The following is a 23,415-nucleotide window of genomic DNA, read 5'->3' as shown; positions in this document are numbered from 1 at the left end:
CCGATGCTGCGGGACGACCCTGCCCCTGCCGGCGGTGTCTGACGAACCCGGCCGGGGCCGATGCCGTACAGTGGGCGGCCCATGTCCCACCCCGCCCACACTCCTTTCTCTCCCCGCCGGCGCCAGTTGCTGCAGGCCGGCGCCGCCCTGGCCGCGGGGCTCGGCCTGTCCGGCTGCGACAAGCCTGCGCCGGCCGACGTGCTGGGCGGTTACACCGGCATCGACATGGCGCGCGGCCATGCGCTGCGCGACCGGCTGGCCGAGGGCGCGCCCTACACGCCCGACATCGTGCGCCGCACCCAGGTGGTGATCGCCGGTGGCGGGGTGGCGGGGCTGGCGGCCGCGCGTGCGCTGCGCCTGGCGGGTGTGGATGACTTCCAGTGCCTGGAGATGGAGGACCAGCCCGGCGGCAACAGCCGCGCCGGCAGCGTGAACGGCATTGCCTGCCCGCTGGGCGCGCACTACCTGCCCGTGCCCGGCGAGCATGCGCGCGAGGTGCAGGACCTGCTGGAGGAGCTGGGCCTGCGCCAGCGCGTGGCCGGCCGCTGGCGGTATGACGAACGCCACCTGAGCCACAGCCCGCAGGAGCGCCTCTACTTCCAGGGCCACTGGCAGGAGGGCCTGCTGCCCGTCGCCGGGGTGGGGGAGTCCACGCTGGCGCAGTACCGGCGCTTTGCCGAGCAGGTGGCCGCGCTTTCGCGCGGCGTGCGCTTCACCATGCCGGTGCTCAAGAGTTGGGCGCCCAATAAGCCGTTGGTGCCCGCCCATCAAGCGCTGGATGCTATGACTTTCGATGCGTGGCTGGCGCAGCAGGGCCTGGATGACGCCCACCTGCGCTGGTACCTGGACTACTGCTGCCGCGACGACTATGGCGCCGGCACGGCGCGCGTCTCGGCCTGGGCGGGCATCCACTATTTCGCCAGCCGCCACGGCTTCCATGCCCCGGGCCTGGAGGCCGATGCCGGCGATGAGCGCGAGGGCGTGCTCACCTGGCCCGAGGGCAACGGCTGGCTCACCCAGCGCCTGGCCGCGCCGCTGGTGCAGGGCGGTCAGTTGCGCACCGGTGCCAGCGTGCTGCGCATCGCTGAGACGCGCCGCGGCGTGGAGGTGGATGTGTACCTGCATGCCACCGACAGCATGGAGCGCTGGCAGGCGCGCCGCTGCATCGTGGCGCTGCCGGTGTACGTCGCCGCGCGCGTGGTGCAGCCTGCGCCGGACTTCCTTGCCCAGGCCGCGCGCCGCCTGCAGTGGGCGCCGTGGCTGGTGGCCAATATCCATGTGAGCGCGCCGCTGGCCGACCGCGAGGGCGCCGCGCCCGCGTGGGACAACGTGCTCTACGCCGATCCCGTGCCCGGCGGGCTGGGTTACGTGCATGCCGGCCACCAGCGCCTGGACCCGCGCGCCGCCGCCAGCGGCCCCACGGTGCTCACCTACTACCAGGCGCTGGGCGACGTGCCGGGCGCCCGCCAGCAGCTGGCAGAGCAACCCTGGACGCACTGGCGCAGCGCCATCCTGGCGGCCCTGGCCGTACCCCACCCGGACCTGCCCGAGCGCGCCACGCGCATGGAGATCACACGCTACGGCCATGCCATGTCCATCCCCGTACCGGGCACGCAGGCATTTTTAAGCCAAATCGGCCTCTCGCGCTTGTCTGGCAAGCGCTACCAGCTATTAAATGGAGAGCGTGTTCCCGTGCCGCCCACGCCGGGCACGCAGCGCCTGCTGTTCGCGCACGCCGACTGGTCGGGCTACTCGGTGTTCGAAGAAGCCTTCACGCGCGGCCATGCGGCGGGGCTGGCGGTGCGCTGGTAGGCAAAGCACGGAGCGCTGAGCCATCGTTGCTTTGCGCACGCGCGCTTCAGCGGGCGTTCTCTTTGCGGCGGGCGATCCGCCGCAGCCCTTCCAGCCAGACCACGCTCAAGACCAGCACCCCTGCGCCGGCGCCCCAGGCTGCAAGGCCTGCGGGGGCCAGACCCATCAGGTCGCGCAGCGCCGGAATGCCCAGCATCGCCGCCAGCAGCAGCCCCACGGCCGCCGCCATGGGTGCCAGCCAGCGGTTGGCGCGTGCCTGAAGCACCAGCAGCGGCCGCGTTGGGTCACGCTGCGCCTGGATGAGCAGCAGCACGCACACCAGCAGCGTCCCCAGCACCACGGCGCGGCCCTGGGCGGCCTCCCAGCCCTGGGCATGCAGCCAGGCTTGCGCCGCCAGCAGCAGCGCGGCCACGCCCAGGCCTTGTGCCAGGGGCCACAGCAGCGCACGCAGGGCAAAGGGCGAGTCCTGCACCGGGCGGGCAGGGCGTTGCATGGTGTCGGCCTGCTCGGGCTCGGCCTCGAAGACGACGGAGCAGGCCGGGTCGATGAGCAGCTCCAGCAGCACGATGTGCACCGGCAGCAGCAGCGCGGGCCAGTGCAGCAGGGTAGGCACCAGCGCCAGCGCGACGATGGGCACGTGCACGGCGAAGACGAAGCGTGTGGCCTTGCGCACGTTGTCGTCGATGCGCCGCCCCTGGCGGATGGCGGCGACGATGTGCGCAAAGCTGTCTTGCAGCAGCACCAGGGCCGCGGCCTCGCGCGCCACATCGGTGCCGCGCTCGCCCATGGCGATGCCCACGTCGGCGGCCTTGAGCGCGGGGGCGTCGTTCACGCCGTCGCCGGTCATGGCCACCACGGCACCATCGGCGCGCAGGGCCTGCACCAGGCGCAGCTTGTGCGCGGGCTTGAGGCGCGCACACAGGTCGGTGTGGCGCAGGCGCTCGCGCAGCGTGGCGTCGTCCAGCGCTTGCAGCTCATCGCCAGTGAGCACCTGCGGCCGTTCGGACAGGCCCACCTGCCGCGCGATGGCGCGGGCGGTGGCCGGGTGGTCGCCCGTCATCATCACCACGCGCACGCCCGCGCTGCGGCATTGGGCGATGGCCTCGGGCACCTCGGGCCGGGGCGGATCGGCCAGCGCCACGAGGCCGAGAAACTCGAAGTCGAAGTCGTGCTGGCTGCCGGGCCATGCCGGTGGCTCGCCCGGCGAGGCGCCCTCCCTCGTCCACTGCCCGCGAGCCACGCCGAGCACGCGCAGGCCGCGCTCGGCCAGGTCTTCCACCTGCCGGCGCAGCGCCGCACGCCGGTCCGCATCCAGGTGGCACAGGTCGGCCACGGCCTCGGGCGCCCCCTTGGTGGCCAGCAGGTGCCGTTGGGGCGCGCCGGTGGCGTACACGCGGGTCATGGCCAGAATCTCGCCCGACAGGTCGTATGCGAACTCGGGCTCGCGCCCGTCGTGCACATGCTCGGTCCCCTGCAGCCAGGTGAGGCCGAAGTGCTGGATGGCCTTCTCCATCGGGTCGAACGGATCGCCCGGCGTGGCCAGCATGGCCCATTCGACCAGTGGTTGCAGCGCCTCGGGCAGCGTTTGGGCGCCCTCGGCGCGCCATTGCAGCGTGGGCGTGGCCAGCTCGGCCACGGCCATGCGGTTCACCGTCAAGGTGCCGGTCTTGTCCACGGCCAGCACGGTGACCGCGCCCAGGGTCTCCACGGCCGTGATGCGCCGCGTCAGCACCTGCCGCTGGGCGATGCGCCATGCCCCCAGCGCCAAGAACACGGTGAGGATCACCGGGATTTCCTCGGGCAGCAGCGCCATGGCCAGGGCAATGCCCGACAGCAGGCTGTCCAGCAGCGGGCGGCCCGCCCAGCCCCAGCCCAGCAGCACCTGGGCGCCTGCCAGCGCGAGGGCCAGCAGCCCCAGGCTGCGCACCAGCCGGCGCGAGCGCTGCTGCAGCGGCGAGGGCGGCGTCTGCGTGGTCGCCAGGTCTGTGCCGATGCGTCCCACGGCGGTATGCCCCGCCGTGGCATGCACCCGCGCGAGGCCCGTTCCGCGGGTGACCACGGTGCTGGCGAACACACGGTCGCTATCGGTGTCAGCCTGCAGGGTGGACGCGCTTTCGCTGGCGCGGGGGTGCTTGGCGGCGGGTACGGACTCGCCCGTGAGCAGGGATTCATCCACTTCCAGCTGGCCGCTGAGCAACTGGGCATCGGCGGCGACCCGGTCGCCTTCGCGCAGCACCAGCAGATCGCCACACACCACATCCCGTCCCGCAATGCGCAGTTGCGCTCCATCCCGCAGCACGAGGGCGCGGGGTGCGGAGAGGTCGCGCAGCGACTCCAGCGCGCGCTGGGTACGGCGCTCCTGCACCAGCGTGATGCCGATGACCACGAAGACGAAGCTGAGCAGGAACAGCGCCTCGCCTTTGTCGCCCAGTGCCAGATAGACGCCGCCCGCCGCCAGCAGCATGAGGAACATGGGCTCGGTGAGCACCTCGCGCACGATGGCGAACGTCGACTTGGGGGCGTTGCCGGGTAACTGGTTCGGTCCGTCGCGTGCCAGGCGTTCGGCGGCTTCGGCACTGCTCAGGCCCTGCAGGCCGTGGCGATGTGAGGAGGACTGTTCTGCCATGCAAGAGCGCGCCAGAAGTACAAGGGATGGCGGCAGTGTAGGTGCTTGCGCCGGGGAAATGGGTGTGAACTTTGGATCGCCGGCCCCTGTGTGGCACGGGGCAAAGAGTGTGCCGTGATCACTGGCGCCCCCCATCAATCGATCGGGTTGGGTCACGGCGATCTTTCGCCTCGTGAGCCGGTGTTGCAATGGGCCGAGGCGGGGGAATGGCCCATGGGCCCATTCCTTGGCAAAAATCAAGATTCGGATTCCATGCATGCTGCCAGGCCGGAGCGCGCGAGGCCGCGGTGTATAACCCCAGCGCCAGTCTTTGCGCCATTCCTGATCTATGCAAGTGAGCAGTTCCCCTCCTTTTTTTGAACATCAGCATGAGCGCCTGGAGGCGCAGCTGCACGCCCATCTGCTGGATGTCGTGGGTGCGGATTTCGATAGCGCGCTGCAGCGCTTGCAGCGCTGGCGCGCCGACCTGGCCCAGCACATCGAGATCGAAAATACGCGGCTACTGCCCCATGTGCCGCCGGGTGCCCGTTGGGCCGCGCGGGTGTACCTGGTGGAGCACGACCGTATCGCGCTGCTGGCCGACGAGTACCTGCTGAAGGTGCGGGCGATGGCGCAGCAGGCGCCGCAGGGCGAGCAGGCCCGCCGCGCTGCGGTGCTGGGGCTGCTGGATGCGGCGCATGCGCTGCGGCATGTGCTGGAGCATCACCATGAGCGCGAGCACCAGGCGCTGGCGCATGAATTGCCCGAAAGCCTGCAGGCTGCGGCGTGGAATGGCGTGGAGCCCGGCGGTGCATAAGCGGCCCCGTGGGTTCCAGCTCCTTGCCTCGTCCCGTCAGACCTCCGTCTGCGCCGCGGCCACCCAGCGCAGGCCCCTGCCGCGGCTGAAGTAGTAGTCGCCCTGGGGGCTGATGACGACGGCGCGGCAGGCGGCAGGGTCCGAAAAATACTGCCACCCGTGGGCGCGCTCCTGGGCGCTTGCATTGTTGGAGATGGCCTGCATGCCCTGGCCTGCGTTGTCGTCGCAGCGCGTGACCATGGCGCGCTCACGCGGGTGGCGGCGGTCCTGGTGGTGGTCGCGGTCCCTGGCAAATGCGGGGGCTCCGAGGGCGGCCACCAGCATTCCGATCGCGGCGAGAGAGAAGGTGGTGCGCATGATGAACTCCTTTGTGCCGGTGATTGCAGCCGAAAGTGACTGTGCCTGCAGTCTGCGCGGGAGGCGGTGAATCAGTGCTGAACGCTGGATTCACCTGCCGTTCATGCCCCGCTCGCCGGTGCGCCCGAGCCGAACCGGCCCAGCCCCAGCGTGACCAGTCCATTGCCGCGCCTCAGCATCCACAGCGCCTCCAACCCCATGCGCTGGGCCAGCGCCAGCCCTTCGCCAGGGCCGGCCACCAGCAGCGCGGTGGCCCAGGCGTCGGCGTGCATGCACTGGCGTGCCAACACCGTGACAGAGGCGACTTCGTTGCGCACGGGGGCGCCACGGCGCGTGTCCATGGTGTGCGCCAAGCGCGCGTCGCCTACCTGGAGATAGTGCCGGTAGTCGCCCGACGTCGCCACAGCCAGGTCCTGCAGTTCGACCACGCTGTGCACGGCGCGGCGGCCGGTCTCGGGGCTTTCCACCGCGACGGCCCAGGGTTGGCCATCGGCCTGGCCGCCCACGGCGCGCAGCTCGCCGTCCAGCGCCACCAGGGCGTGCGGTACGCCGTTCTGCCGCAGCACGTCGGCCATGCGGTCCACGGCGTAGCCCTTGGCGATCCCGCACAGGTCCAGGTGCACGGGTGCGTGCTTGCGGGCGCGCAGCATGCCGCTGTCCAGCTCTAGCGCCTCGTTCGTGGGGGTGCGCGCGACAGGTGCCGCGCTGGTGGCTGTGCGGATCGCCTCGGCGTCGGGAGCGTCGCGCACCGCTCCAAAGCCCCAGGCATCGACCAGCGCACCCGCGGCCGGGTCGAAGGCGCCCGCACTCAGGCGGCAGACGTCCAGCGCGCAAACCAATACCTCCAGGATTTCAGCGGGCAGCGTGACCCAGGCCCCCACGGGGGCGTGGTTCAAGCGGTTGAGATCGCTGCCCGGCAGCCAGGGCGACATCTGCGCATCCACCCGTTGCACGGCGGCGGCCAGCGCGGTTTGCAGCACCTGCACATCGGTGTCCGGCGCCGCATCGCAGGTAACCGACCAGCGCGTGCCCATGGTGGGGCCATGCAGCGCCAGCCGCCGCGGGTCAGAACAGGTCTTCGGCATAGCGTCCCTGCTCTTTCAGTTGCGCCAGGCTCTGGCCCTGCGGGCCCAGCAGCGCATCCAGCACCTGTGCCACGCCCTGGGCCATGGCGCGGCTGCCGCACACACGCACGAGGGCGCCCTGCGCGATCAGTGCAAGCACCTGCGTGGCATCGCGGCGCAGGATTTCCTGCACATAGCCACCGCCCGGTGTACGGGAGAACGTGGTGTGCAGCCCGGCCAGGCGGCCGTCGGCCTGCCAGGACGGGAGCTCGGTGCCGAAGTAGAAGTCCCGTTCGGGATGGCGCGCGCCGTAGTACAGGTGCATGGGGCGGTGGCGCGTGTTGTCGCGTATGAAACCTGCCAGTGGCGCCACGCCCGTCCCCGCGCCGATCAGCAGTACCGGCGCGCGGCCCGCGGGCAGCACGAAGCCCGGGTTGGAGCGGATGAACGCCTGCACACTGTCGCCCGCCTGCAGCGCATGCAGGTGGCTGGAACACACGCCGCCGGGCAGGCGGCGCACGCAGATTTCCACGAAGCCGTCGCGCGTGCCGCTGGCCAGCGAGTAGTAGCGCGGCACGGCCTGGCCGGGCGCGACGATGCCGATCAGGTCGCCCGCGGCGAAGCGGGGCAGGCCGCGGGCGGGCAGGGCAAAGCGCAGGATGGCCGCGGGTTCGCCCGCGCCGCCCGGAAAGTCCTGTCGCGCGGCGAGCGTCAGTGCCACCGTGCGCGGCAGGCGCGGCTGGTAGTCGATCTGCAGGGGCAGACCCAGTGCTTGCGACAAGGCCCGTCCCCAGCGTGCGAACTCCTGCGCGGACTGTTGGTGGATGCGCTCCAGCGGCAGCAGCGTGGGCCAGCCCTGCGCGCGCAGCGCCTGCTCCAGCGCCTCGGCATACGCGCAGAAGGCGGGGAACTGCCGGTCGCCAAAGCCCAGTACCGTGACTTGCGCTCCCGTGACGGGCTGGCGCGTGATGGCGTCCAGCGCGCGCGCCGCATGGGCCGGCGGCTGGCCGTCGCCATAGGTGGCCGCCAGCACATAGACCTGGCGTGCGGTCGGTGGCACGCGCCAGTGCTCCAGTGCCGTGGTGTGCACGCGCTGGCCTGTGGCGACCAGTGCGGCATGCAGGGCCTGGGCAAAGCCCCAGGTGGTGCCGCCTTCGCTGGCCACGAAGACCAGGCTGTCGGCTTGCGCGAGCGGGCTGTTGTTGGCCATGCGGGGGCGGCTGCGACGGGCCTGCCACCACAACACCACGCCCGTGATCCAGAACAGCGGGATGCTGGCTCCCATGACGCCCAGCACCAGCGCCCAGACCCACGCGCCTTCGCCGGTGTGCAGCAGCAACGCCCAGTCGTGTACGCGCTGCGCCGCCGTGGCGTCCTGCCAGGCCAGGGTCTGGCCACTGTAGCGGTCTACCCAGCCCTGGCCCTGCGCGGTGGTCACGCGCCAGGTGTCTTGCGGATCGTCGGCCGCCGGCAGATTCAGCTTGCGCAGGTCCTGAACGCGCAGCTCCTGCAGCAGGGGCAATTGGTCGGCGCGCAGGGCGGCCTGGCTGCCCTGTACGGAGGCCACGTCGGGCTCTGCCACGGCATCCAGCGGCAGCAGGCCGAAGGTGGCGGCGCTCATGACCAGGGCAGCAGCGGCGGACACCGCCAGCACCAACAGGATGACCCGTCCCGCCAGCACGTGCAGGCGCTGCGCCAGCGTGCCGCGCACCGGGCCGGCCAGTTGCCGCCATCCGCCCATGCGGCGCAGCAGCAACACCAGCCCCGAGACCGAGAGCACCAGCATGGCGAGCGCCACCACGGCCGCGGTCATGCGCCCGGCGTCGCCCAGCAGCAGGGAGCGGTGCAGGTTCTTCACCCAGCGTGGCAGCAGCGAGGGCTCGTAGCCACCCAGCACGCGGCCGTCCGCGGGGTCCACACGCAGGGCCTGGGCCTGGCCGTTGTCGAAGGCGTGTACCACGATGCCGCCCGAGGGCAGGTGGCGGATTTCCTCCGCGCCGGGCACGCTGGTCTGTACGCGCTGCACCAGGGTTGCCACGGGCAGGTCCTGCGCCGGGGAAGCCGCCTGCCAAGCGTTGCGCAGCGGGTCGAGGGCCAACAGCGTGCCCGTAATGCCCAGCACCAGCGCGAGCGCGCCGGCCACCAGGCCCAACCAGCGGTGGATCTGCCGCCAAACCATGGATGCCCCCTCGCTTATTTCAGTTGGTAGGTGAACGACTGGATGTACTGCTTGCCCGCCTGCGGCTTGCCTGCCTGGGCGGTGGACAGGGGCACGCGGATCTCCGACGGGCTGTCGCGCATGTCCTCGGCGGCGGCGTCGATGCGGATCTCGTAGCCCGCGTCGAGCAGCGCGTCGGCCAGGTCGGCCGTCACCTTGAGCGTGCGGCCCGCGCCCACGCTGGCGCCGGTCACGCCTTGCAGGCGCTTGCCGTCCTTGGCGGACAGGCGGTTCCAGTCGGCCAAGTGCTTGTAGTACTTGGCCTTGCCGCCGGCCACCCACAGCGTGCCCGCGTAGGCGCCCTTGGCGTCGGTGAGGTAGACGGCGAGGTAGGCGCCATCGCCGCCGTAGTTCTTGAGGGTGGTCGAGAGCGTGACCTCGCGGCTGTGTGCCAATGCGGGCAGGGTCAGCGCGCAGGCGACGGCCACGGTGGTCAGCAGGGGTTTGGTGCTGGACATGGAGGTTCTCCGGTAAGAGCGTGTGGACGATTCAAAGGGTCATTCGATCTGGCCGCGTGGCGTGGTGCCGGGCGTCAGTACGTGGCTTTGGGGGGCTGTGACGGGTGCCGCGGCGTCCTGGGCGGGAGCCGCATCGCGGGCCGGGGTGCGATCGCGCTCGCGACGGCGTTCGCGCTCAGGTTCATGGCTGTCATCGCGCAGTTTCATCTTCACCACGCGCAGCGTCTGGGGGTCCAGCTTGGCCTTGAAGGCACGGCCCTGGGCGTCGCGGCCGCGCACTTCGTAGCAGCCGTCATCGATCTTGAGGCGCTGCACCTGCCAGCCCTGCGCGGCCGCGTGCCGCATCACGGCGTCGCGTGACTGCCAGTGCTGCACGGGGGCCTCGCAGTCATCGTCCGCCAGCGCAGGGGCTGCTGCCAGGGCCAGGCACAAGGCCAGCAACGAGGTCGGGTGTTTCATGGAAAGCTCCTTTCGGTGGATCAACGCATGGCAAAGGACTCGCGGTGCACGCGCCACGGGCGGGGGCCGCTGGCGTGCGCGTGCAGCGCATCGCCCAGACCCTGCGGACCGCAGAACCAGATGTCCAGCGGGCCGGGGGTGGCTTCCAGGTCCTGGGGCCTGAGGCGCTGGCCCTGGGCGTCGCCGTGCACCGTGAGCGTGACCGGTGGTTGGGCCTGCGCGCACAGCGTGCGCAGGCGCGGCAGCAGCGGATCGGTGGCGGCGTCGCGGGTGCAGTAGTGCATCTGCACCGGCTGCAGTTTGGAGGGCGCCGGCGTGGCGCCCGGCTGCCGGGCTTCCAGCAGCGCCAGGAAAGGCGTGATGCCGACGCCACCCGCCACCCACACCTGTTGGCGGCGGTGGCGGCCCCGGCCGTCGAAGCGGCCGTAGGGGCCTTCGATGTCCACGCGCTGCCCGGCCTGCAGGCGTCGGCCCAGGGTGCGGGTGTAGTCGCCCAGTGGCTTGATGACCAGACGCAGCAATGGCTCGCCTTGCGCACTGGTGCCCAGGCTGCCCGGTGCGCTGGCGATGGTGAAGGGGTGCGCGCCTTCCGACGCATCAAAGCGCACGAAGGCGAACTGCCCCGCGCGGTGGCCCGGCCAGCTTACCGGCAGGGCGCAGATCACCTCAATGGGCGCCGCCGCGCCGCCATCCCCCAGCGTGCGCACCGCATGGATGTGGCCGGCGTGGCTGCGTGCGCGGCCGATCCAGCCGGCCAGCGACCACACGGCGGCCAGGCTGCCCAGCGCCAGCAACGTGCCCATCAGCAGGCCCAGCGGGAGCGTCCAGAAGGTCAGCGGCATCAGCGCCACGGTATGCAGCGTGAGCGCCAGAAACACCAGCGGCATGGCGCGGTGCAGGAAGCGCCACGGCTTGTAGGCCAGCAGCCGGGTCAGCAGCGTGATGGCCACCATGGCCAGCAGCAGGTAAAAAGCCATCTCGCCCAGGTCCTTGGCAAAGCCCCGGGCGTCGGTGAGCCAGGGCAGAACGGCGTCGCGTGCCGGCCGGCCGGCACGGCCCCACAGGCCCTTGATCCAGTCGCTGGATTCATCGGCGCCCCAGTGCAGGACGGCCGTCAGCGCCGCACTGATGCCGGCCCACTTGTGCAGGCGGTAGACCTGGTCCATGCCGCCCAGCGGGCGCTCCAGCCAGGGCAGGCGCAGCGCCAGCACCATGGCCAATGCCATCAGGCCGATGCTCCACAGGCCCGAGAGATACAGCGCCTGTTGGCGCAGCTGCCACCAGCCAGTGGCCGCCCCCTGTGCATCCACAAGGGGAGAGACGCCCAACTCGGGCGGCAGTACCGCGAGCCAGGCCAGGGTGATGGCCAGCAGCCAGCCTCCCAGGACGATCTTGATGCGCATGGCGTTTCCTTCTTGTACGTTGAGCAAGTGGCCCGCCACGGGTGTGTGGCGAGCGGCTTGGCAACGATTCTGGAAAAGCCACGATGAACTCGTGCTGAAGGCCGCGTTCATGCGACATTCATCGCCGTGCACGTATAAAAAACGCCCATGAACGCATTGCGCCGCCCCTTCGTCCTGATGGCCCTTGCGGTGGCCGCCGCCACCGCGGGCACTGCCGCGCAGGCCGCCGAGCGCGGCCATGGCGACCATGACCTGGCGCGCCAGGCCCTGGAGCGCGGCCAGGTGCTGCCGCTGCGTACGGTGCTCGAGAAGGTCGAGCGCGAGTACCAGGGCCAGGTGCTCAAGGTGGAGTTCGAGCATGATGACGGTCGCTTCATCTACGAGATCCGCCTGCTGCAGCAGGACGGCCGCATGGCCAAGCTTAAGATCGACGCGGTCGATGGACGTGTGCTGCAGATCAAACGCAAGGAACATTGATGCGCATCCTCGTCGTGGAAGATGAACCTACGCTGCGGGACCAACTGGTGCAGGCGATCGCCGCGGCGGGCCACACGGTGGAAGCCGCCAGCGACGGCGCGCAGGCCCACTACCTGGGCGAGGTGGAAGACTTTGACGCCGTGGTGCTGGACCTGGGCCTGCCCGTGCTGGACGGCCTGTCGGTGCTGCGCCGCTGGCGCGCCGCGGGGCGCAACATGCCGGTGCTGATCCTTACCGCGCGCGCCGCCTGGCATGAGAAAGTGGCGGGCATGGACGCGGGCGCAGACGATTACCTGGCCAAGCCCTTTCACATGGAGGAGCTGCTCGCGCGCCTGCGTGCGCTGCTGCGCCGCCTGGGGGAGCACGCCAGCGCGCAGTGGCAGTGCGGCCCGATCTGGCTGGACACGCGCCAGGCGCGCGTGCTGGTGGACGGCCAGCCGCTCACGCTCACCAGCCATGAGTTCAAACTGCTCTCGCTCCTGATGCAGCGCAAGGGGCAGGTGCTGTCGCGCACCGAGCTGTCCGAGCACATCTACCCACACGACAGTGATCGTGACTCCAACACCATCGAGGTCTTCGTGGGCCGCCTGCGCAAGAAGCTACCGCCGGGCAGCATCGAGACCGTGCGCGGCCTGGGCTACCGCCTGGCCGAGGCCGACGCCACGGCATGAGGGTGGGCGGTTCTCTGCGCCTGCGCCTGCTGGCGGGCACGCTGGCGTGGATGCTGCTCAGCGTCGCGCTCGCGGGCTGGGCGCTGCGCACCTTGTTCCAAGACCACATCACCCAGCAGCTACAGGCGCAACTGGTGGTGCAGCTCGACCAGCTCAGCGCCTCGGTGGAATGGACCCCGCAGGGCGGCACGGCCGTGGCGCCGCTGGCCGGTGATGCGCGGCTGGCGCAGCCGCTGTCGGGCCTGTATTGGCAGGTGGACCAGGTGGGCGCGGCGCCGCAGGCCGCCGTGGCGCGCTCGCGCTCGCTGTGGGACCAGGTGCTGGCGCTGCCGCCCGTGCCGGGCGACTACCCTGCGCGCGGCTACCGCGTGCTGCAGCTGCACGATGCGCAGGGCCATGCGCTGCTGTCCGTGGCGCGCACTCTGCAGCTGCCCGAGGACGACGCCCCGCCGCTGCGCCTGGTCGTGGCGGGCGACACCGCCCTGCTGGCCGAGCCGCTGCAGCGTTTCACCCACCTGCTGCTGATCGCACTGGGCCTGCTGGCGCTGGGCCTGGCCATCGCCGTGGCGGTGCAGTTGCAGCTGGCCCTGCGCCCGCTGCAACTGCTGCGCGAGCAACTGGCCACCGTGCGCGGCGGGCGCGCCACGCGGCTGGAGGGGTGCTTCCCGCAGGAGCTGCAGCCGCTGGTCAATGAGTTCAACCATGTGCTGGCCGAGAACGCCGACATGGTGCAGCGCGCGCGCACCCAGGCAGGCAATCTGGCGCATGCGGTGCACACGCCGCTGTCCATCCTGGCGAATGCCGCGGCACAAGAGAGCACGCCGCTGGCGCAGCTGGTGACCGAGCAGGTGGCCAGCGCGCGCCGCCAGGTGGACTACCACCTCGCCCGCGCCCGTGCCGCCGCCGCCGTGCGCGCCACGGGGCTGCGCACGCCGGTGCTGGCGCCCGTACAGGCCCTGCTGCGCACCATGCAGCGCCTGCATGCCGACCGGCAGCTCGCCTTCGAGCTGGCGCCGCAGGCGCAGGACGGCGCCTTTCGCGGCGAGGAGCAGGATCTGTACGAACTGCTGGGCAACCTCATCGACAACGCCGGCAAATGGGCGCGCACGCGCGTGGTGGTGGACGTGCGGCGCGAGGGCGATCTGCTGTGCTTCACCGTGGACGACGACGGCCCCGGTATTCCGGAGGCGCTGCGCGACCGCATGTTCGAGCGCGGCGTGCAGTTGGACGAGCAGCGCCCCGGCTCGGGCCTGGGGCTGGACATCGTGCGCGCGCTGGCGCAGACCTATGGCGGCAGCGTGCAGGCGCTGGCCTCGCCGCTGGGAGGGGCGCGGCTGCGCCTGTGCCTGCCGGCGGCGGAGGGCGGCGGCGCTGCGTGAGTGCGGCTGGCACAATCCCGGAGTCTTCCGCTATCTGAATCCGCGCCATGTTCACAGGCATCGTCCAGGCCACCGCGCGCATCGCCGCCATCGACGACCGCGCCGGCCTGCGCACCTTCACCCTCGAATTCCCTGCTGGCTTCTGCCAGGACCTCGCCATCGGCGCCAGCGTGGCGACGGACGGCGTGTGCCTCACGGTGACCGAGATCCTCTCGCCCACGCGCGCCACGTTCGACGTGATGCTGCAAAGCCTGAACATCACCACGCTGGGCAGCTATGCCGTGGGCGACCGCGTGAACGTGGAGCGCGCCGCCAAGGAGGGCGCCGAGATCGGCGGCCACCCCCTGTCGGGCCACATCGACTTCACCGGGCAGCTGGTGCAGCGGCGCGAACTGGACAACAACCTGGTGTGGCGCGTGGCCGTGCCCGAGGCGTTTCGGCGCTACGTGTTCGCCAAGGGCTACATCGCCCTCCACGGCGCCAGCCTCACCGTGGCCGAGGTGGACCGCGCCGAGGGTTGGTTCGAGGTCTGGCTGATCCCCGAGACGCGCCGCGCCACCGTGTTCGAGGACGTGCAGGTGGGTGACCGCCTGAACATCGAGATCGAGCGCAGCACCCAGGTGGTGGTGGATACCGTGCGCGAAGCGGTGCAGGAAAGCCTGGGCCGCCTGGCGCCGGTGCTGGAGGGGCTGCTGAAAGAGAAGGGTCTGTCGCTGGACGACTACCTGCCGCACCCGTCCAAGGCCCTGCCGCCGCAGCGATGACCGGCGCGCCGCGCGCCCTCACGACGGCCGACCTGCCCGCGTTGCTGACGGTGCAGCGCGCCTGCTACGGCGACGCCTACGTCGAAAGCGCCGAGGTGTTTGCCCGCCGCCTGGCCAGCCCCGTGAACTGCTCGCTGGTGCTGGAGCATGAAGGGCGCGTGGCCGCCTACCTGGCGGCCTACCACTCGCTGCTGGGCAAGGTCACGCCGCTGCACGGCGACTTCGATGCCGTGCCGGCGCCCGACACGCTGTACCTGCACGACATGGCGGTGCTGCCCGCCTGCGCCGGCCGGGGCCTGGCGCGTGCGTTGCTTACGCGGCTGCTGCCGCGGGCCCGCGCGGCGGGGCTGCGCCACACGGCGCTGGTGTCGGTGCAGGGATCGCAGGCCTACTGGGCGCGCCAGGGCTACGCCGTGCACCCCGTGCAGGACGCCGCGCAGCGGCGCCACCTGGACAGCTACGGCGCCGGCGCGGTGTACATGGCGCAGGCACTGTAAAAACGATAGCTGTTAGCGCTTATCATCAAAGGATTTCAGCATGTTTTGTGCCTGAAACTCCCATGCAGCAAGCGCGACCAGCTATCTTTTTAATTACATCCGAAGCCTAGAACTGCAGGTCCGCGCGCAGCCACAGCGTGCGGCCGGGTTCGTTGATGCGCACGCCGCCCGGGTAGCCGAAGCCGGCGTTGCCCGCCAGGTTCAGGTGCTCGGCGTAGTTCTTGTCCAGCAGGTTGTCCACCCCGGCGGCAAGCTTCAGCTGCGCGTTGATGCGGTAGCCCGCGTGCAGCGACAGCACGCCGAAGCCGGCGCTTGCGCCCAGGTCGCGGCCCACCACGTTGCCCTGGCCGTTGGCATGGCGGTGCTGCGCGGCCACCAGGCGCCACAGGCCGCCGGCGCTCCACGGGCCCTGGGCGTATTCCAGGCCCAGGCGCGCCTCCAGCGGCGGCATCTGCGGCAGCGGGCGGCCTTCACTGGTGTTGCGGCCCCAGCTGTAGGCCAGCGTGCCCTGCGCCGTCCACGCCGTGCCCAGGCGCTGGCTGGCGCCCAGCTCCAGCCCGGCGGTGCGGGCGTCGACGTTGCGCACGGCCGATTTCATGCCGGTGTAGTCGAACAGGATGTAGTCGCGCACCACGCCCACATAGGCCGAGGTCCACAGCTGCCAGTCCGCGCCCTTCCACTGCGCGCCCATGTCCAGCTGCGTGGTCTTCTCGGGGCGCAGCGTGGCGAAGGCGTTGCCGGCGCTGGCCGCGCTGTTGCCGGGGGAGATCAGCTCCCAGTAGTCCGGAAAGCGCTGCACGTGCCCCAGGCCCGCGTAGACCAGCGCGCCCTGCGGCGCCAGCGTGCGTTCCCAGCGCACGAAGCCGCTGGGCATGGCCGAGCGCGTGCGGTGGTCCGCGCCGGCCGCCGGGGCCATGTCGCCCATGCCGCTCGGGGCAGGGTAGCGCCAGGCTTCGGCGCGGTCCAGGCGCAGGCCGCCCACCCAGCGCGTGTCGGCCTGGGCCTGCCATGACAGCTCGGCAAATGCGCCCGGGTTCTCGAACTTGGCGTCGCGCATCCAGGGCTTGCTGTCGTAGGGCACGCTGGGCGTGCCGCTGCGCTTGTCGTGCGGGCTGCGCTGTGCGTCCAGGCCCGTCTCCAGCTGCCAGTCGGGCTGCCACTGCAGCGTGGCGGCCACGCGCGCGCCCTCAGTGGTGCGCCGCACGTTGCTGGCCATGGGCATGGACATGCTGCCGCCGGGCTGGAAGGTGCGCAGCGTGAAGTTGTCCATCACGTGGTCGGCGCGATTGCCGTAGACCTGTGCCTGCAGCTTGGCCAGCCAGGGTGTGAGGTGGCGCTTCTCGAAGCGCAGGCCCCAGCTTTCGCGCTTGAACTGCGTGCCGTCCATGCCGCGCCCGCCGTAGCGCGCCTCGCCGTCGCCCGTGCCGGCGCTCAGCTCCAGCAGCGTGTCGGCGTCGGGCGTGAAGCCCAGCGCCACGTCGGTGTTCCATTTGTCCCAGGCCGAGGGCACGCGCCGGCCGTCGCCGTCCTTGTAGTCCTGGCCGTGGGAATGGTTGGCGGTCACGCGCACGTACACCTGCGCGTTGCCGGCCTGAAAGTCCACGTTCTGGTCGTTGCGCCCGGCGCTGGCGCCCAGCACGCTGGCGCTGAGGCGCACGCCGGGTTCGGTGAAGTCAGGGCGCTCGCGGTCAAAGCGCACCACGCCGGCCGAGGTGCCCGGCCCCCAGACGACGGTCTGCGGCCCCTTGACGACGGTGAGCGTGTCGTAGGTCTCGGGCGAGATGTAGGAGCTGGGCGCGTCCATGCGCCCCGGGCAGGCGCCCAGCAGCTGCGTGCCGTTGGTCAGCAGCGGCAGGCGCGAGCCGAACTGGCCGCGGAACACCGGGTCGCCGTTGGAGCCACCGCTGCGGATGGCCGAGAAGCCCGGGATGGTCTTGAGGTAGTCGGCCGCGTCGCTGGCCGGCACGGGCTGGCGCGGCTGCTTGGGGTCGGCCACCACCTGCACGGGCGAGTGGTCGTGCACGGCCGTGACGACCACGTCGCGCAGCGTGTGCTCGGGGGCCGCAGCCGCGTTGTTCACGGCGTCGTTCGCGGCCAGGGCCGGGCCGGCCAGCAGCAGCGCGCAGGCCAGCGCGCAGGGGGTGAGGTGCGAGGACAGGGGCGCGCACCGCAAGGCAGGCGCGCGGAAGGAATGTGCAGTCATGAGAAATCCACGCCCGGCGCTGCTCGGCCGCGGGGCGGCAGATCAGCGCGCAGGCAAACAACGGAAGGCGCCAGCCCCACGGGCCGGCGGGTGGTTGCAGTCAGGCGTGGGTGGAAGGCGGGCCGCGCGGGGGCAGCGGCGCCTGGGCGCGCCAGGCCGCCACGGCCGGCGCGCGGCTGCGCTGTGCGGGGTGCACGCGCGGGGCGGGCGGGCGCAGGGCGGCCAGCGTCAGCGCCGGCGGCGTGGCCAGGGCAATGCACAGCAGGCAGCCGGGGTCGGCATGGTGGCTGTCGTGCGCAGCCGGGTCGGCGTGTGGCGCGGGGCCACCCGCAGGTGCGGCGAAGCAGACGTCCAGGTGCGCCAGGTCGACTGCCGGCAGCGCCTGGCGCACCTGCACGTTGGCCCACAGCGCCACCAGCCACGCACACACGAACACCGCGAGGACCGCGGAGCCCAGGCGTCGGTGGTGGCGAATGCGCTGCAGCATGGGGTGGGGATTATCCCGAGCGCTGCGCGTTCGGGGCGCGCCGGAACTTGACCCAGCGCAAGCCGTCAGAAAGTGTCCACATGCGCTGGTGATAATCGCGGCCATGCCAAACCGCTGGAAACCCAACGTCACCGTGGCCGCCATCGTCGAGCGCGAGGGCCGCTTTCTGTTCGTCGAGGAAGACACGGCCGACGGGCTGCGGCTGAACAACCCCGCGGGCCACCTGGACCCGGGCGAGTCGCCCATCCAGGCCTGCGTGCGCGAGGTGCTGGAGGAGACGGCCTACGACTTCGAGCCCACGGCGCTGGTGGGCGTGTACCTGAACCGCTTCACGCGCACGCGCACGGGGGATGACATCACCTACCTGCGCTTTGCGTTTGCGGGCAATGTGGGCGCGCACCACGCCTGGCGGTCGCTGGACGACGGCATCCTGCGCGCCGTGTGGCTCACGCCCGACGAGCTGCGCAGCTGCAGCGCGCGCCACCGCAGCCCGCTGGTGCTGCAGTCCGTCGAGGATTACCTGGCCGGCCGGCGCGCGCCGCTGGAGCTCATCCACACGGATGCCAGCGTGCTGCAGCCGCCGCGCTGATGGCGTCTGGCGGCGCTTCAATGAGCGGGATCAGCCCAGCGCCACCAGCTTGAACACCGCGCGCGCCGTGCAGACCACATTGCCGGCGGTGTCGATGACGTTGCCCTCGCAGAACACGGTGCGCGCGCCGCCGCGCAGGATGCGGGCCTCGATCAGCAGGTCGGTCGTGGCCGTGGCGAGAAAGTGGGTGTTCATCTCGATGGTGATGACGCCCAGTCCCAGCGGGTCGTGCGAGCGCGCGGCGGCACTCAGCGTGAAGTCCAGCGCGCTCATCATCGCGCCGCCGTGGCCATGGCCGCGGCTGTTGGCCAGTTCCGGCCGCAGCGGCAGGCGCGTGCGCGCCAGGCCGGGTGCCAGGCTCACAGGCGTGAGGCCGATGTGGCGCATGAACGGCACGTCGATGCCGAAGTAGCCGCGCGCCAGCGCGGCGGCCTGCAGCTCGTCAGGCGGTGCGGTGGCGCTCATTCGATCTCCGCAACGGCCTGGCCTTCGGCGATCTGCTCGCCTACGGCGACGAGCAGCTTGCGCACGATGCCGGCGGCCTCGGCCTCGACGGGGATTTCCATCTTCATCGACTCGACGATGATGAGGGTGGCACCGGCGTCGATGGCGGCGCCTTCGGCGGCTTCGATGGCGGCGACCAGGCCGGCGATGGGGCTTGCAATGGTGGTCATGGCGGGTTCCTTCAAGGTTGGGGGCTCAGCACGCGCTGGGCGATGCCGGTGTCGATGCGGCCAGCCACGAAGTCGGCGTGGGCCAGGATGCGCTGGATGAACGGGATGTTCGTCTTCACGCCCTCGATGCGGGTCTGTGCCAGCGCCGCCTGCAGGCGCGCGATGGCGTCCCTGCGGTCGTGGCCATGGGCCACGAGCTTGGCGATCATGGGGTCGTAGAACGGCGTGACGGACGCGCCCTGGGCATAGCCGGTCTCCACGCGGATACCGTCGCCCGTGGGCAGTTCGAAGCGTGCCAGCGGCCCCGGCGAGGGCAGGAAGCGCACCGGGTCTTCGGCATAGATGCGCGCCTCGATGGCATGGCCGCTGGCCTGCATCGGGCCGGGCAGCACCTGGCGCATGTGCATGCCGGCAGCCAGGCGGATCTGGGCTTCGACGATGTCGATGCCGGTGATCTCCTCGGTCACTGCATGCTCGACCTGCAGGCGGGTATTCATTTCCAGGAACACGAAGCCGTCTTGCGGTGTGTAGAGCATTTCCACCGTGCCGATCACGTCGTAGCCGATGCGCGCCAGTAGGCCCGACAGCAGCAAGCGCATGTCGGCCAGCTGCGCCTCGGGAATGCCCACGGGGCGGGCTTCCTCCAGCACCTTTTGGTGGCGGCGCTGCACCGAGCAGTCACGCTCGAACAGGATGCGCACCTCGCCGTGGCGGTCGGCCAGCACCTGGAATTCGATGTGGCGCGGCGCCTCGATCAGCCTTTCCAGGTACAACTCGGCCGAGCCGAAGAACTTGGCGGCGATGCCGCTGGCCTTGGCCCAGGCGGCGGCCAGCGCCTGCGCATCGCGCGCGGGCAGCATGCCGATGCCGCCACCACCGCCGGCGGGCTTGACCAGCACCGGGTAGCCGATGCGCGCGGCCGCGGCCAGCGCCTCATCGCTGCTCGCCAGCACCGGCGAGCTGGCGGCCTGGGGCATGCCTTGCCCGGCCATGAAGGCGCGCGCCTGCGTCTTGTGGCCCAGTTCGCGTATCCAGCGCGGCGATGGGCCGATGAAGCACAGGCCCTGCCGCTGCACGGCCTCGGCGAAGCCGGCGTTCTCGGACAGAAAACCGTAGCCCGGATGCACCGCGTCGGCGCCGCTCTCGCGCGCCACGTCGAGCAGGCGCGCCTGGTTCAGATAGCTCTGCTGGGCGGGCGCGGGGCCGATGGCCACGGCCCGGTCGGCGGCGCCCACATAAGGCAGGCCGGCATCGGCCTCGGAATACACGGCCACCGATTCGATACCCATGTGGCGCAGCGTGCGGATCACGCGCGCGGCCACGGCGCCCCGGTTGGCGACGAGCACGCGGCGGGGCAGGCGAGCCTCGGTCATACGGCACCCTCCAGCGCCATGGCGACGACGGCATCGACGATCACGGGCGCCTGCGCGCCGCGCGCCACCAGCACCGGGTTGGCATCGACCGACTGCACCTGGCCCGCCTGGGACAGCATCCAGTCGCCCAGGCGCACCATCATGTCGGCCAGCGGCTCCAATGCCACCGCGGGCATGCCGCGCACGGCGGCGAACGCGGGCGCGATGGCCAGGCGCTCGATGGCGGCCAGCGCCTGCGCGCGGCCGAAGGGCGCGACCAGGAATTGCACGTCCCTGAGCGTCTCGACCAACACGCCGCCCTGGCCGATCATCACGGCCACACCGAATTCGGCATCGACATGCGCGCCCAGCGCCAGCTCGAAATCCGCCTTGTGCTGCGCGCCCAGCAGCAGGCCGCCGTCCTGCGCGCCCAGGCCGCGCAGCGTGGCCGCGAAGTCGTGCAAGGCCTGCACGGCCTGGTCCGCCTCGCGCAGGTTCAGCCGTACCAGGCCATGCTCGGACTTGTGCGCCAGGTCGGCCGACACGCCCTTGGCCACCAGCGGCGCGGACAGCGTGCCGAAGGCGGCGCGCACCTGCTCCTCGCTGGTGGCGACCGTATGGCGCATCACCGGCAGGCCGGCGGCTTGCAGCCGGGCCAGGCTGGAAGGTTCGTTCAGCGTGGTGGATGCGGCTGCCTTGGGTGCGGAAATGGCCGGGGGCTGGGCGGCAGCGCCCGCCTGCTCGGCCAGCAGCGCCAGGCCGCGCATGGCGGCGCGCTCGCTCCAGAAGGTAGGCACGCCCTGGGCCTGGAAGGCCTGGGCCACCCAGTCCTGGTTCACGCTGACGGCGATCGGCATGCCGCTGTCCTGTGCGAAGCGGCTGGCCTGGGCGGCGAAATCGGCAAAGTCGTAGCCCTCGCCGCCGATCGGAAAACCCACATGCACCAGGTCGGCCGCGCCGCTGCCGGACAGCGCCCGCAGCGTGTTGCCGAAGGTCTCGGGCTTGCCCAGCAGGGCCGTGGTCATGTCGATGGGGTTACGCGCCGTCACGTAGGACGGCAGGGCCTGCTGGAGCCCTGCGAGCGTGGCGGCGTCGAACTGCTCCACGGCCAGGCCGAACTCCTCGGCCGCATCCGCCGCGAGCACGCAGGTGGCGCCGGAATTGCTGATGCTGACCACCCGGGGGCCGCGCGCGGCGGGTTGCGAGAGAAACAGCGGCGCGTAGTCGATCAGCTCGCGGAAGTCCGCCAGGCGCGGTATGCCGTGCTGGCGCAAGAAGGCATCGGCCAGCGCGTCCTCGGCCGCCAGCGCGCCGGTGTGCGAGCTGGCCGTGGCCTGGCCGGCGCTGGTGCGCCCGGCCTTGACGGCCAGGATGGTGACGCCGCGCTCGCGCGCCAGCCGCGCGGCCTCGGCCAGGTAGGCACTTTGGCGCAAGGTCTCGACGTAGAGCACGACGAGGCGGATGCGCTCGTCCTGCACCACGGCGCGCACGGCCTCGGCGGCGCAGATGTCGGCCTCGTTGCCGGTGGAGACCATGTAGCGCACGCCTATGCCCGCACGGCGCAGCCCGCCGTAGAGAATGGCCGCGCCCGCGCCGCTCTGGCTGACGATGGCCACGGGGCCGTCGCCCGGCGGGCTCTCGTTGATCATGGTCGAGAAGTTGAGGATGGCGCCGCTGGCGAAGTTGGCCACGCCCTGGCAATTGGGGCCAAACAGGCGTAGCCCGCCACGCCGGGCGCGGGCTAGCAGATCGGCCTGTTGCGCGCGGCCCGCATCGCCCAGTTCGGCAAAGCCGGACGAGTAGATCACCGCCGCCTTGGCGCCCACGGCCACGCAGTCGTCGATGGCGGCGGCCACGTCTTCGCTGGGCAGGCTGATGACCACGGCGTCGGGCGCCTCGGGCAGCGCCCGCAGCGATGCGTAGGCGGGCAGGCCCTGCACCTCGCTGCGGTTCGGGTTGATCGGGAAGATGCGGCCCGCGTAGCCGTGGCGGCGCATGTAATCGATGGGCCGGCCACCGGCCTTGATGGGGTTGTCCGACGCGCCGAGGATGGCCACGGCGCGGGGGCTCAGTGCGTACAGCACAGACATGCCTGGCTCCTTTTCAATCCAGCGCGATGGCTTCGCGCTGGATCACCTGCTTCCAGTCCGCCACCTCCTTGGCGATGCGCTGGCCGAAGGGCTCGGGCGCCAGCATCACCATGTCGCCCTGTTTGCTGAGCACGTTGCGCGCATGCTCGTTCTGGAGCATGCTTTTCGTTGCCTCGTAGAGCTTGTCCACGATGGCCGGCGGCGTGCCGGCCGGCGCGAACAGCCCGGCCCAGAAGGTGACGTTGAAGTCGGCGTAGCCGGCCTCGGCCATGGTGGGCACGTTGGGCAGCTGCTTCATGCGCTGGGGCGCGGTGACGGCCAGCGGCAGCAGCTTGCTGGCGGCGATTTGCGGCAGCGCGCTCCAGGTGTCGAACTGGGTGTCCAGCTCGCCGCTGAGCACCGCCAGCTGCGCCTGCGAGGCGCTCTTGTACGGCACATGCGTGGTCTTGACGCCGGTACGGTTGCTCCACTGTGCAAACGCCAGATGGGCGATGTTGCCGGGGCCGGCCGAGCCGTAGCTGATCTTGTCGGGGTTGCGCTTGGCGTAGGCGATCACGTCCTGCGCGCTGCGGATCTGGTGCTTGCTGGCCCAGTCCGGGTTGGCGGTGAGGATGAAGGGCGCGTCCAGCAGCATGGTGACGGGCGCGAAGTCCTTGGGCTGGTAGGTGATCTTCTTGTAGATCTGCGGGTTGATGGTGATGCTGCTGGAGTTGGTGACCAGCAGCGTGTAGCCATCGGGCGCGGAGCGGGCCACCTCGCCCACGCCGATGGCGCCGTTGGCGCCGGGCTTGTTATCCACGATCACTGGCTGGCCGAGCTGCTTGCTGAGCTGATCCGACACGGCGCGGGCAATGGTGTCGGTGAACGAGCCTGCCGGAAAGCCCACCACGATGCGGATGGGCTTGGCGGGCCAGTTGTCAGCCTGAGCATGTGCGGGCGCGGCGGCCAGCCACGATGCGGCCAGGCACAGCGCCAGGGTGGCGCGGCGTGTCGGTTGCCAGTGTTTTGCGGTCATTGTGTCTCCTTGGGGTTTTAGTGG

At 71.2% G+C, this 23,415-nt stretch carries 22 protein-coding genes; 8 read left to right on the top strand and 14 right to left on the bottom strand.

The features are described 5' to 3' along the window. Positions 1–81: 81 nt before the first annotated feature. Positions 82–1,812: an FAD-dependent oxidoreductase gene (locus AC1PPL_RS09630; RefSeq protein ID WP_479973159.1), complete on the top strand. Its 1,731-nt coding sequence runs from the start codon at positions 82–84 to the stop codon at positions 1,810–1,812. Between the two features lie 46 nt (positions 1,813–1,858). On the opposite strand, the gene AC1PPL_RS09625 is transcribed toward AC1PPL_RS09630, so the two are convergent. After that, a complete protein-coding gene (locus AC1PPL_RS09625) occupies positions 1,859–4,438 on the bottom strand; it encodes a cation-translocating P-type ATPase (protein ID WP_479973158.1) in 2,580 nt (859 codons plus the stop codon). Between the two features lie 328 nt (positions 4,439–4,766). Here AC1PPL_RS09625 and AC1PPL_RS09620 point away from each other — a divergent pair, with 328 nt between their 5' ends. Next, complete coding sequence (locus tag AC1PPL_RS09620) at positions 4,767–5,234, top strand: hypothetical protein (RefSeq protein WP_479973157.1); 468 nt, start codon at positions 4,767–4,769, stop codon at positions 5,232–5,234. Positions 5,235–5,270: 36 nt separating this feature from the next. Here the strand turns inward: AC1PPL_RS09620 and AC1PPL_RS09615 are convergent, their stop codons facing one another. From AC1PPL_RS09615 to AC1PPL_RS09590, 6 genes are all read right to left on the bottom strand, one after another. Next, the gene (locus tag AC1PPL_RS09615) at positions 5,271–5,591 is read right to left on the bottom strand and encodes a hypothetical protein (protein ID WP_479973156.1); all 321 of its coding nucleotides are present in this window, start codon (positions 5,589–5,591) and stop codon (positions 5,271–5,273) included. A gap of 101 nt (positions 5,592–5,692) precedes the next feature. Next, entirely contained in the window at positions 5,693–6,676 is a 984-nt protein-coding gene (locus AC1PPL_RS09610; protein ID WP_479973155.1) for an FAD:protein FMN transferase, read from the bottom strand. Further along, positions 6,657–8,834: a PepSY domain-containing protein gene (locus AC1PPL_RS09605; protein ID WP_479973154.1), complete on the bottom strand. Its 2,178-nt coding sequence runs from the start codon at positions 8,832–8,834 to the stop codon at positions 6,657–6,659. Before AC1PPL_RS09605 ends, AC1PPL_RS09610 begins: the two co-directional genes overlap by 20 nt. A 14-nt stretch (positions 8,835–8,848) precedes the next feature. After that, positions 8,849–9,331 carry a DUF2271 domain-containing protein gene (locus tag AC1PPL_RS09600; protein WP_479973153.1) on the bottom strand — a complete coding sequence of 161 codons (483 nt, stop codon included), beginning with the start codon at positions 9,329–9,331 and terminating at the stop codon, positions 8,849–8,851. Between the two features lie 39 nt (positions 9,332–9,370). Further along, a complete protein-coding gene (locus AC1PPL_RS09595) occupies positions 9,371–9,790 on the bottom strand; it encodes a PepSY domain-containing protein (RefSeq protein ID WP_479973152.1) in 420 nt (139 codons plus the stop codon). A 20-nt stretch (positions 9,791–9,810) separates the two neighbouring features. After that, a complete protein-coding gene (locus AC1PPL_RS09590) occupies positions 9,811–11,193 on the bottom strand; it encodes a ferredoxin reductase family protein (RefSeq protein WP_454536505.1) in 1,383 nt (460 codons plus the stop codon). Between the two features lie 147 nt (positions 11,194–11,340). Between AC1PPL_RS09590 and AC1PPL_RS09585 the strand changes: the two genes are divergently transcribed. The 5 genes from AC1PPL_RS09585 to AC1PPL_RS09565 are packed head-to-tail and all read left to right on the top strand — an operon-like array spanning position 11,341 to position 14,981. Continuing rightward, positions 11,341–11,670 (top strand): PepSY domain-containing protein, encoded by a 330-nt coding sequence (locus AC1PPL_RS09585; RefSeq protein ID WP_011807164.1) that lies wholly within the window; start codon positions 11,341–11,343, stop codon positions 11,668–11,670. Further along, the gene (locus AC1PPL_RS09580; protein WP_479973151.1) at positions 11,670–12,341 is read left to right on the top strand and encodes a response regulator transcription factor; all 672 of its coding nucleotides are present in this window, start codon (positions 11,670–11,672) and stop codon (positions 12,339–12,341) included. Before AC1PPL_RS09585 ends, AC1PPL_RS09580 begins: the two co-directional genes overlap by 1 nt. Next, positions 12,338–13,720, top strand: coding sequence for a sensor histidine kinase (locus AC1PPL_RS09575; RefSeq protein WP_479973150.1), 1,383 nt, complete (start codon positions 12,338–12,340; stop codon positions 13,718–13,720). The genes AC1PPL_RS09580 and AC1PPL_RS09575 overlap by 4 nt, the downstream gene beginning before the upstream one ends. Before the next feature lie 47 nt (positions 13,721–13,767). Beyond that, the gene (locus tag AC1PPL_RS09570; protein ID WP_287803712.1) at positions 13,768–14,484 is read left to right on the top strand and encodes a riboflavin synthase subunit alpha; all 717 of its coding nucleotides are present in this window, start codon (positions 13,768–13,770) and stop codon (positions 14,482–14,484) included. Next, entirely contained in the window at positions 14,481–14,981 is a 501-nt protein-coding gene (locus AC1PPL_RS09565) for a GNAT family N-acetyltransferase (protein ID WP_479973149.1), read from the top strand. The genes AC1PPL_RS09570 and AC1PPL_RS09565 overlap by 4 nt, the downstream gene beginning before the upstream one ends. Positions 14,982–15,087: 106 nt before the next feature. On the opposite strand, the gene AC1PPL_RS09560 is transcribed toward AC1PPL_RS09565, so the two are convergent. Continuing rightward, positions 15,088–17,184: a TonB-dependent copper receptor gene (locus AC1PPL_RS09560; protein ID WP_479973148.1), complete on the bottom strand. Its 2,097-nt coding sequence runs from the start codon at positions 17,182–17,184 to the stop codon at positions 15,088–15,090. A gap of 100 nt (positions 17,185–17,284) precedes the next feature. Then, positions 17,285–17,671: a hypothetical protein gene (locus AC1PPL_RS09555; RefSeq protein WP_454536508.1), complete on the bottom strand. Its 387-nt coding sequence runs from the start codon at positions 17,669–17,671 to the stop codon at positions 17,285–17,287. A 103-nt stretch (positions 17,672–17,774) separates the two neighbouring features. Here AC1PPL_RS09555 and AC1PPL_RS09550 point away from each other — a divergent pair, with 103 nt between their 5' ends. Then, positions 17,775–18,260: an NUDIX hydrolase gene (locus AC1PPL_RS09550; protein ID WP_252101485.1), complete on the top strand. Its 486-nt coding sequence runs from the start codon at positions 17,775–17,777 to the stop codon at positions 18,258–18,260. 30 nt (positions 18,261–18,290) lie between these two features. Here AC1PPL_RS09550 and AC1PPL_RS09545 read toward each other — a convergent pair whose 3' ends face one another. The 5 genes from AC1PPL_RS09545 to AC1PPL_RS09525 are packed head-to-tail and all read right to left on the bottom strand — an operon-like array spanning position 18,291 to position 23,391. Next, positions 18,291–18,725, bottom strand: coding sequence for a PaaI family thioesterase (locus AC1PPL_RS09545; protein WP_015914634.1), 435 nt, complete (start codon positions 18,723–18,725; stop codon positions 18,291–18,293). After that, the gene (locus tag AC1PPL_RS09540; RefSeq protein WP_015914633.1) at positions 18,722–18,934 is read right to left on the bottom strand and encodes an acyl-CoA carboxylase biotin carboxyl carrier protein subunit; all 213 of its coding nucleotides are present in this window, start codon (positions 18,932–18,934) and stop codon (positions 18,722–18,724) included. Before AC1PPL_RS09540 ends, AC1PPL_RS09545 begins: the two co-directional genes overlap by 4 nt. An 11-nt stretch (positions 18,935–18,945) precedes the next feature. Next, complete coding sequence (locus AC1PPL_RS09535; protein WP_088888051.1) at positions 18,946–20,307, bottom strand: acetyl-CoA carboxylase biotin carboxylase subunit; 1,362 nt, start codon at positions 20,305–20,307, stop codon at positions 18,946–18,948. Next, positions 20,304–22,376: an acetate--CoA ligase family protein gene (locus tag AC1PPL_RS09530; protein ID WP_088888052.1), complete on the bottom strand. Its 2,073-nt coding sequence runs from the start codon at positions 22,374–22,376 to the stop codon at positions 20,304–20,306. Before AC1PPL_RS09530 ends, AC1PPL_RS09535 begins: the two co-directional genes overlap by 4 nt. 13 nt (positions 22,377–22,389) lie before the next feature. Then, entirely contained in the window at positions 22,390–23,391 is a 1,002-nt protein-coding gene (locus AC1PPL_RS09525; protein WP_088888053.1) for a tripartite tricarboxylate transporter substrate binding protein, read from the bottom strand. Positions 23,392–23,415 lie beyond the last annotated feature (24 nt).

This window comes from Diaphorobacter sp. B2A2W2 (genome assembly GCF_056730635.1).
This window is presented reverse-complemented; position numbering and strand designations above follow the sequence as displayed.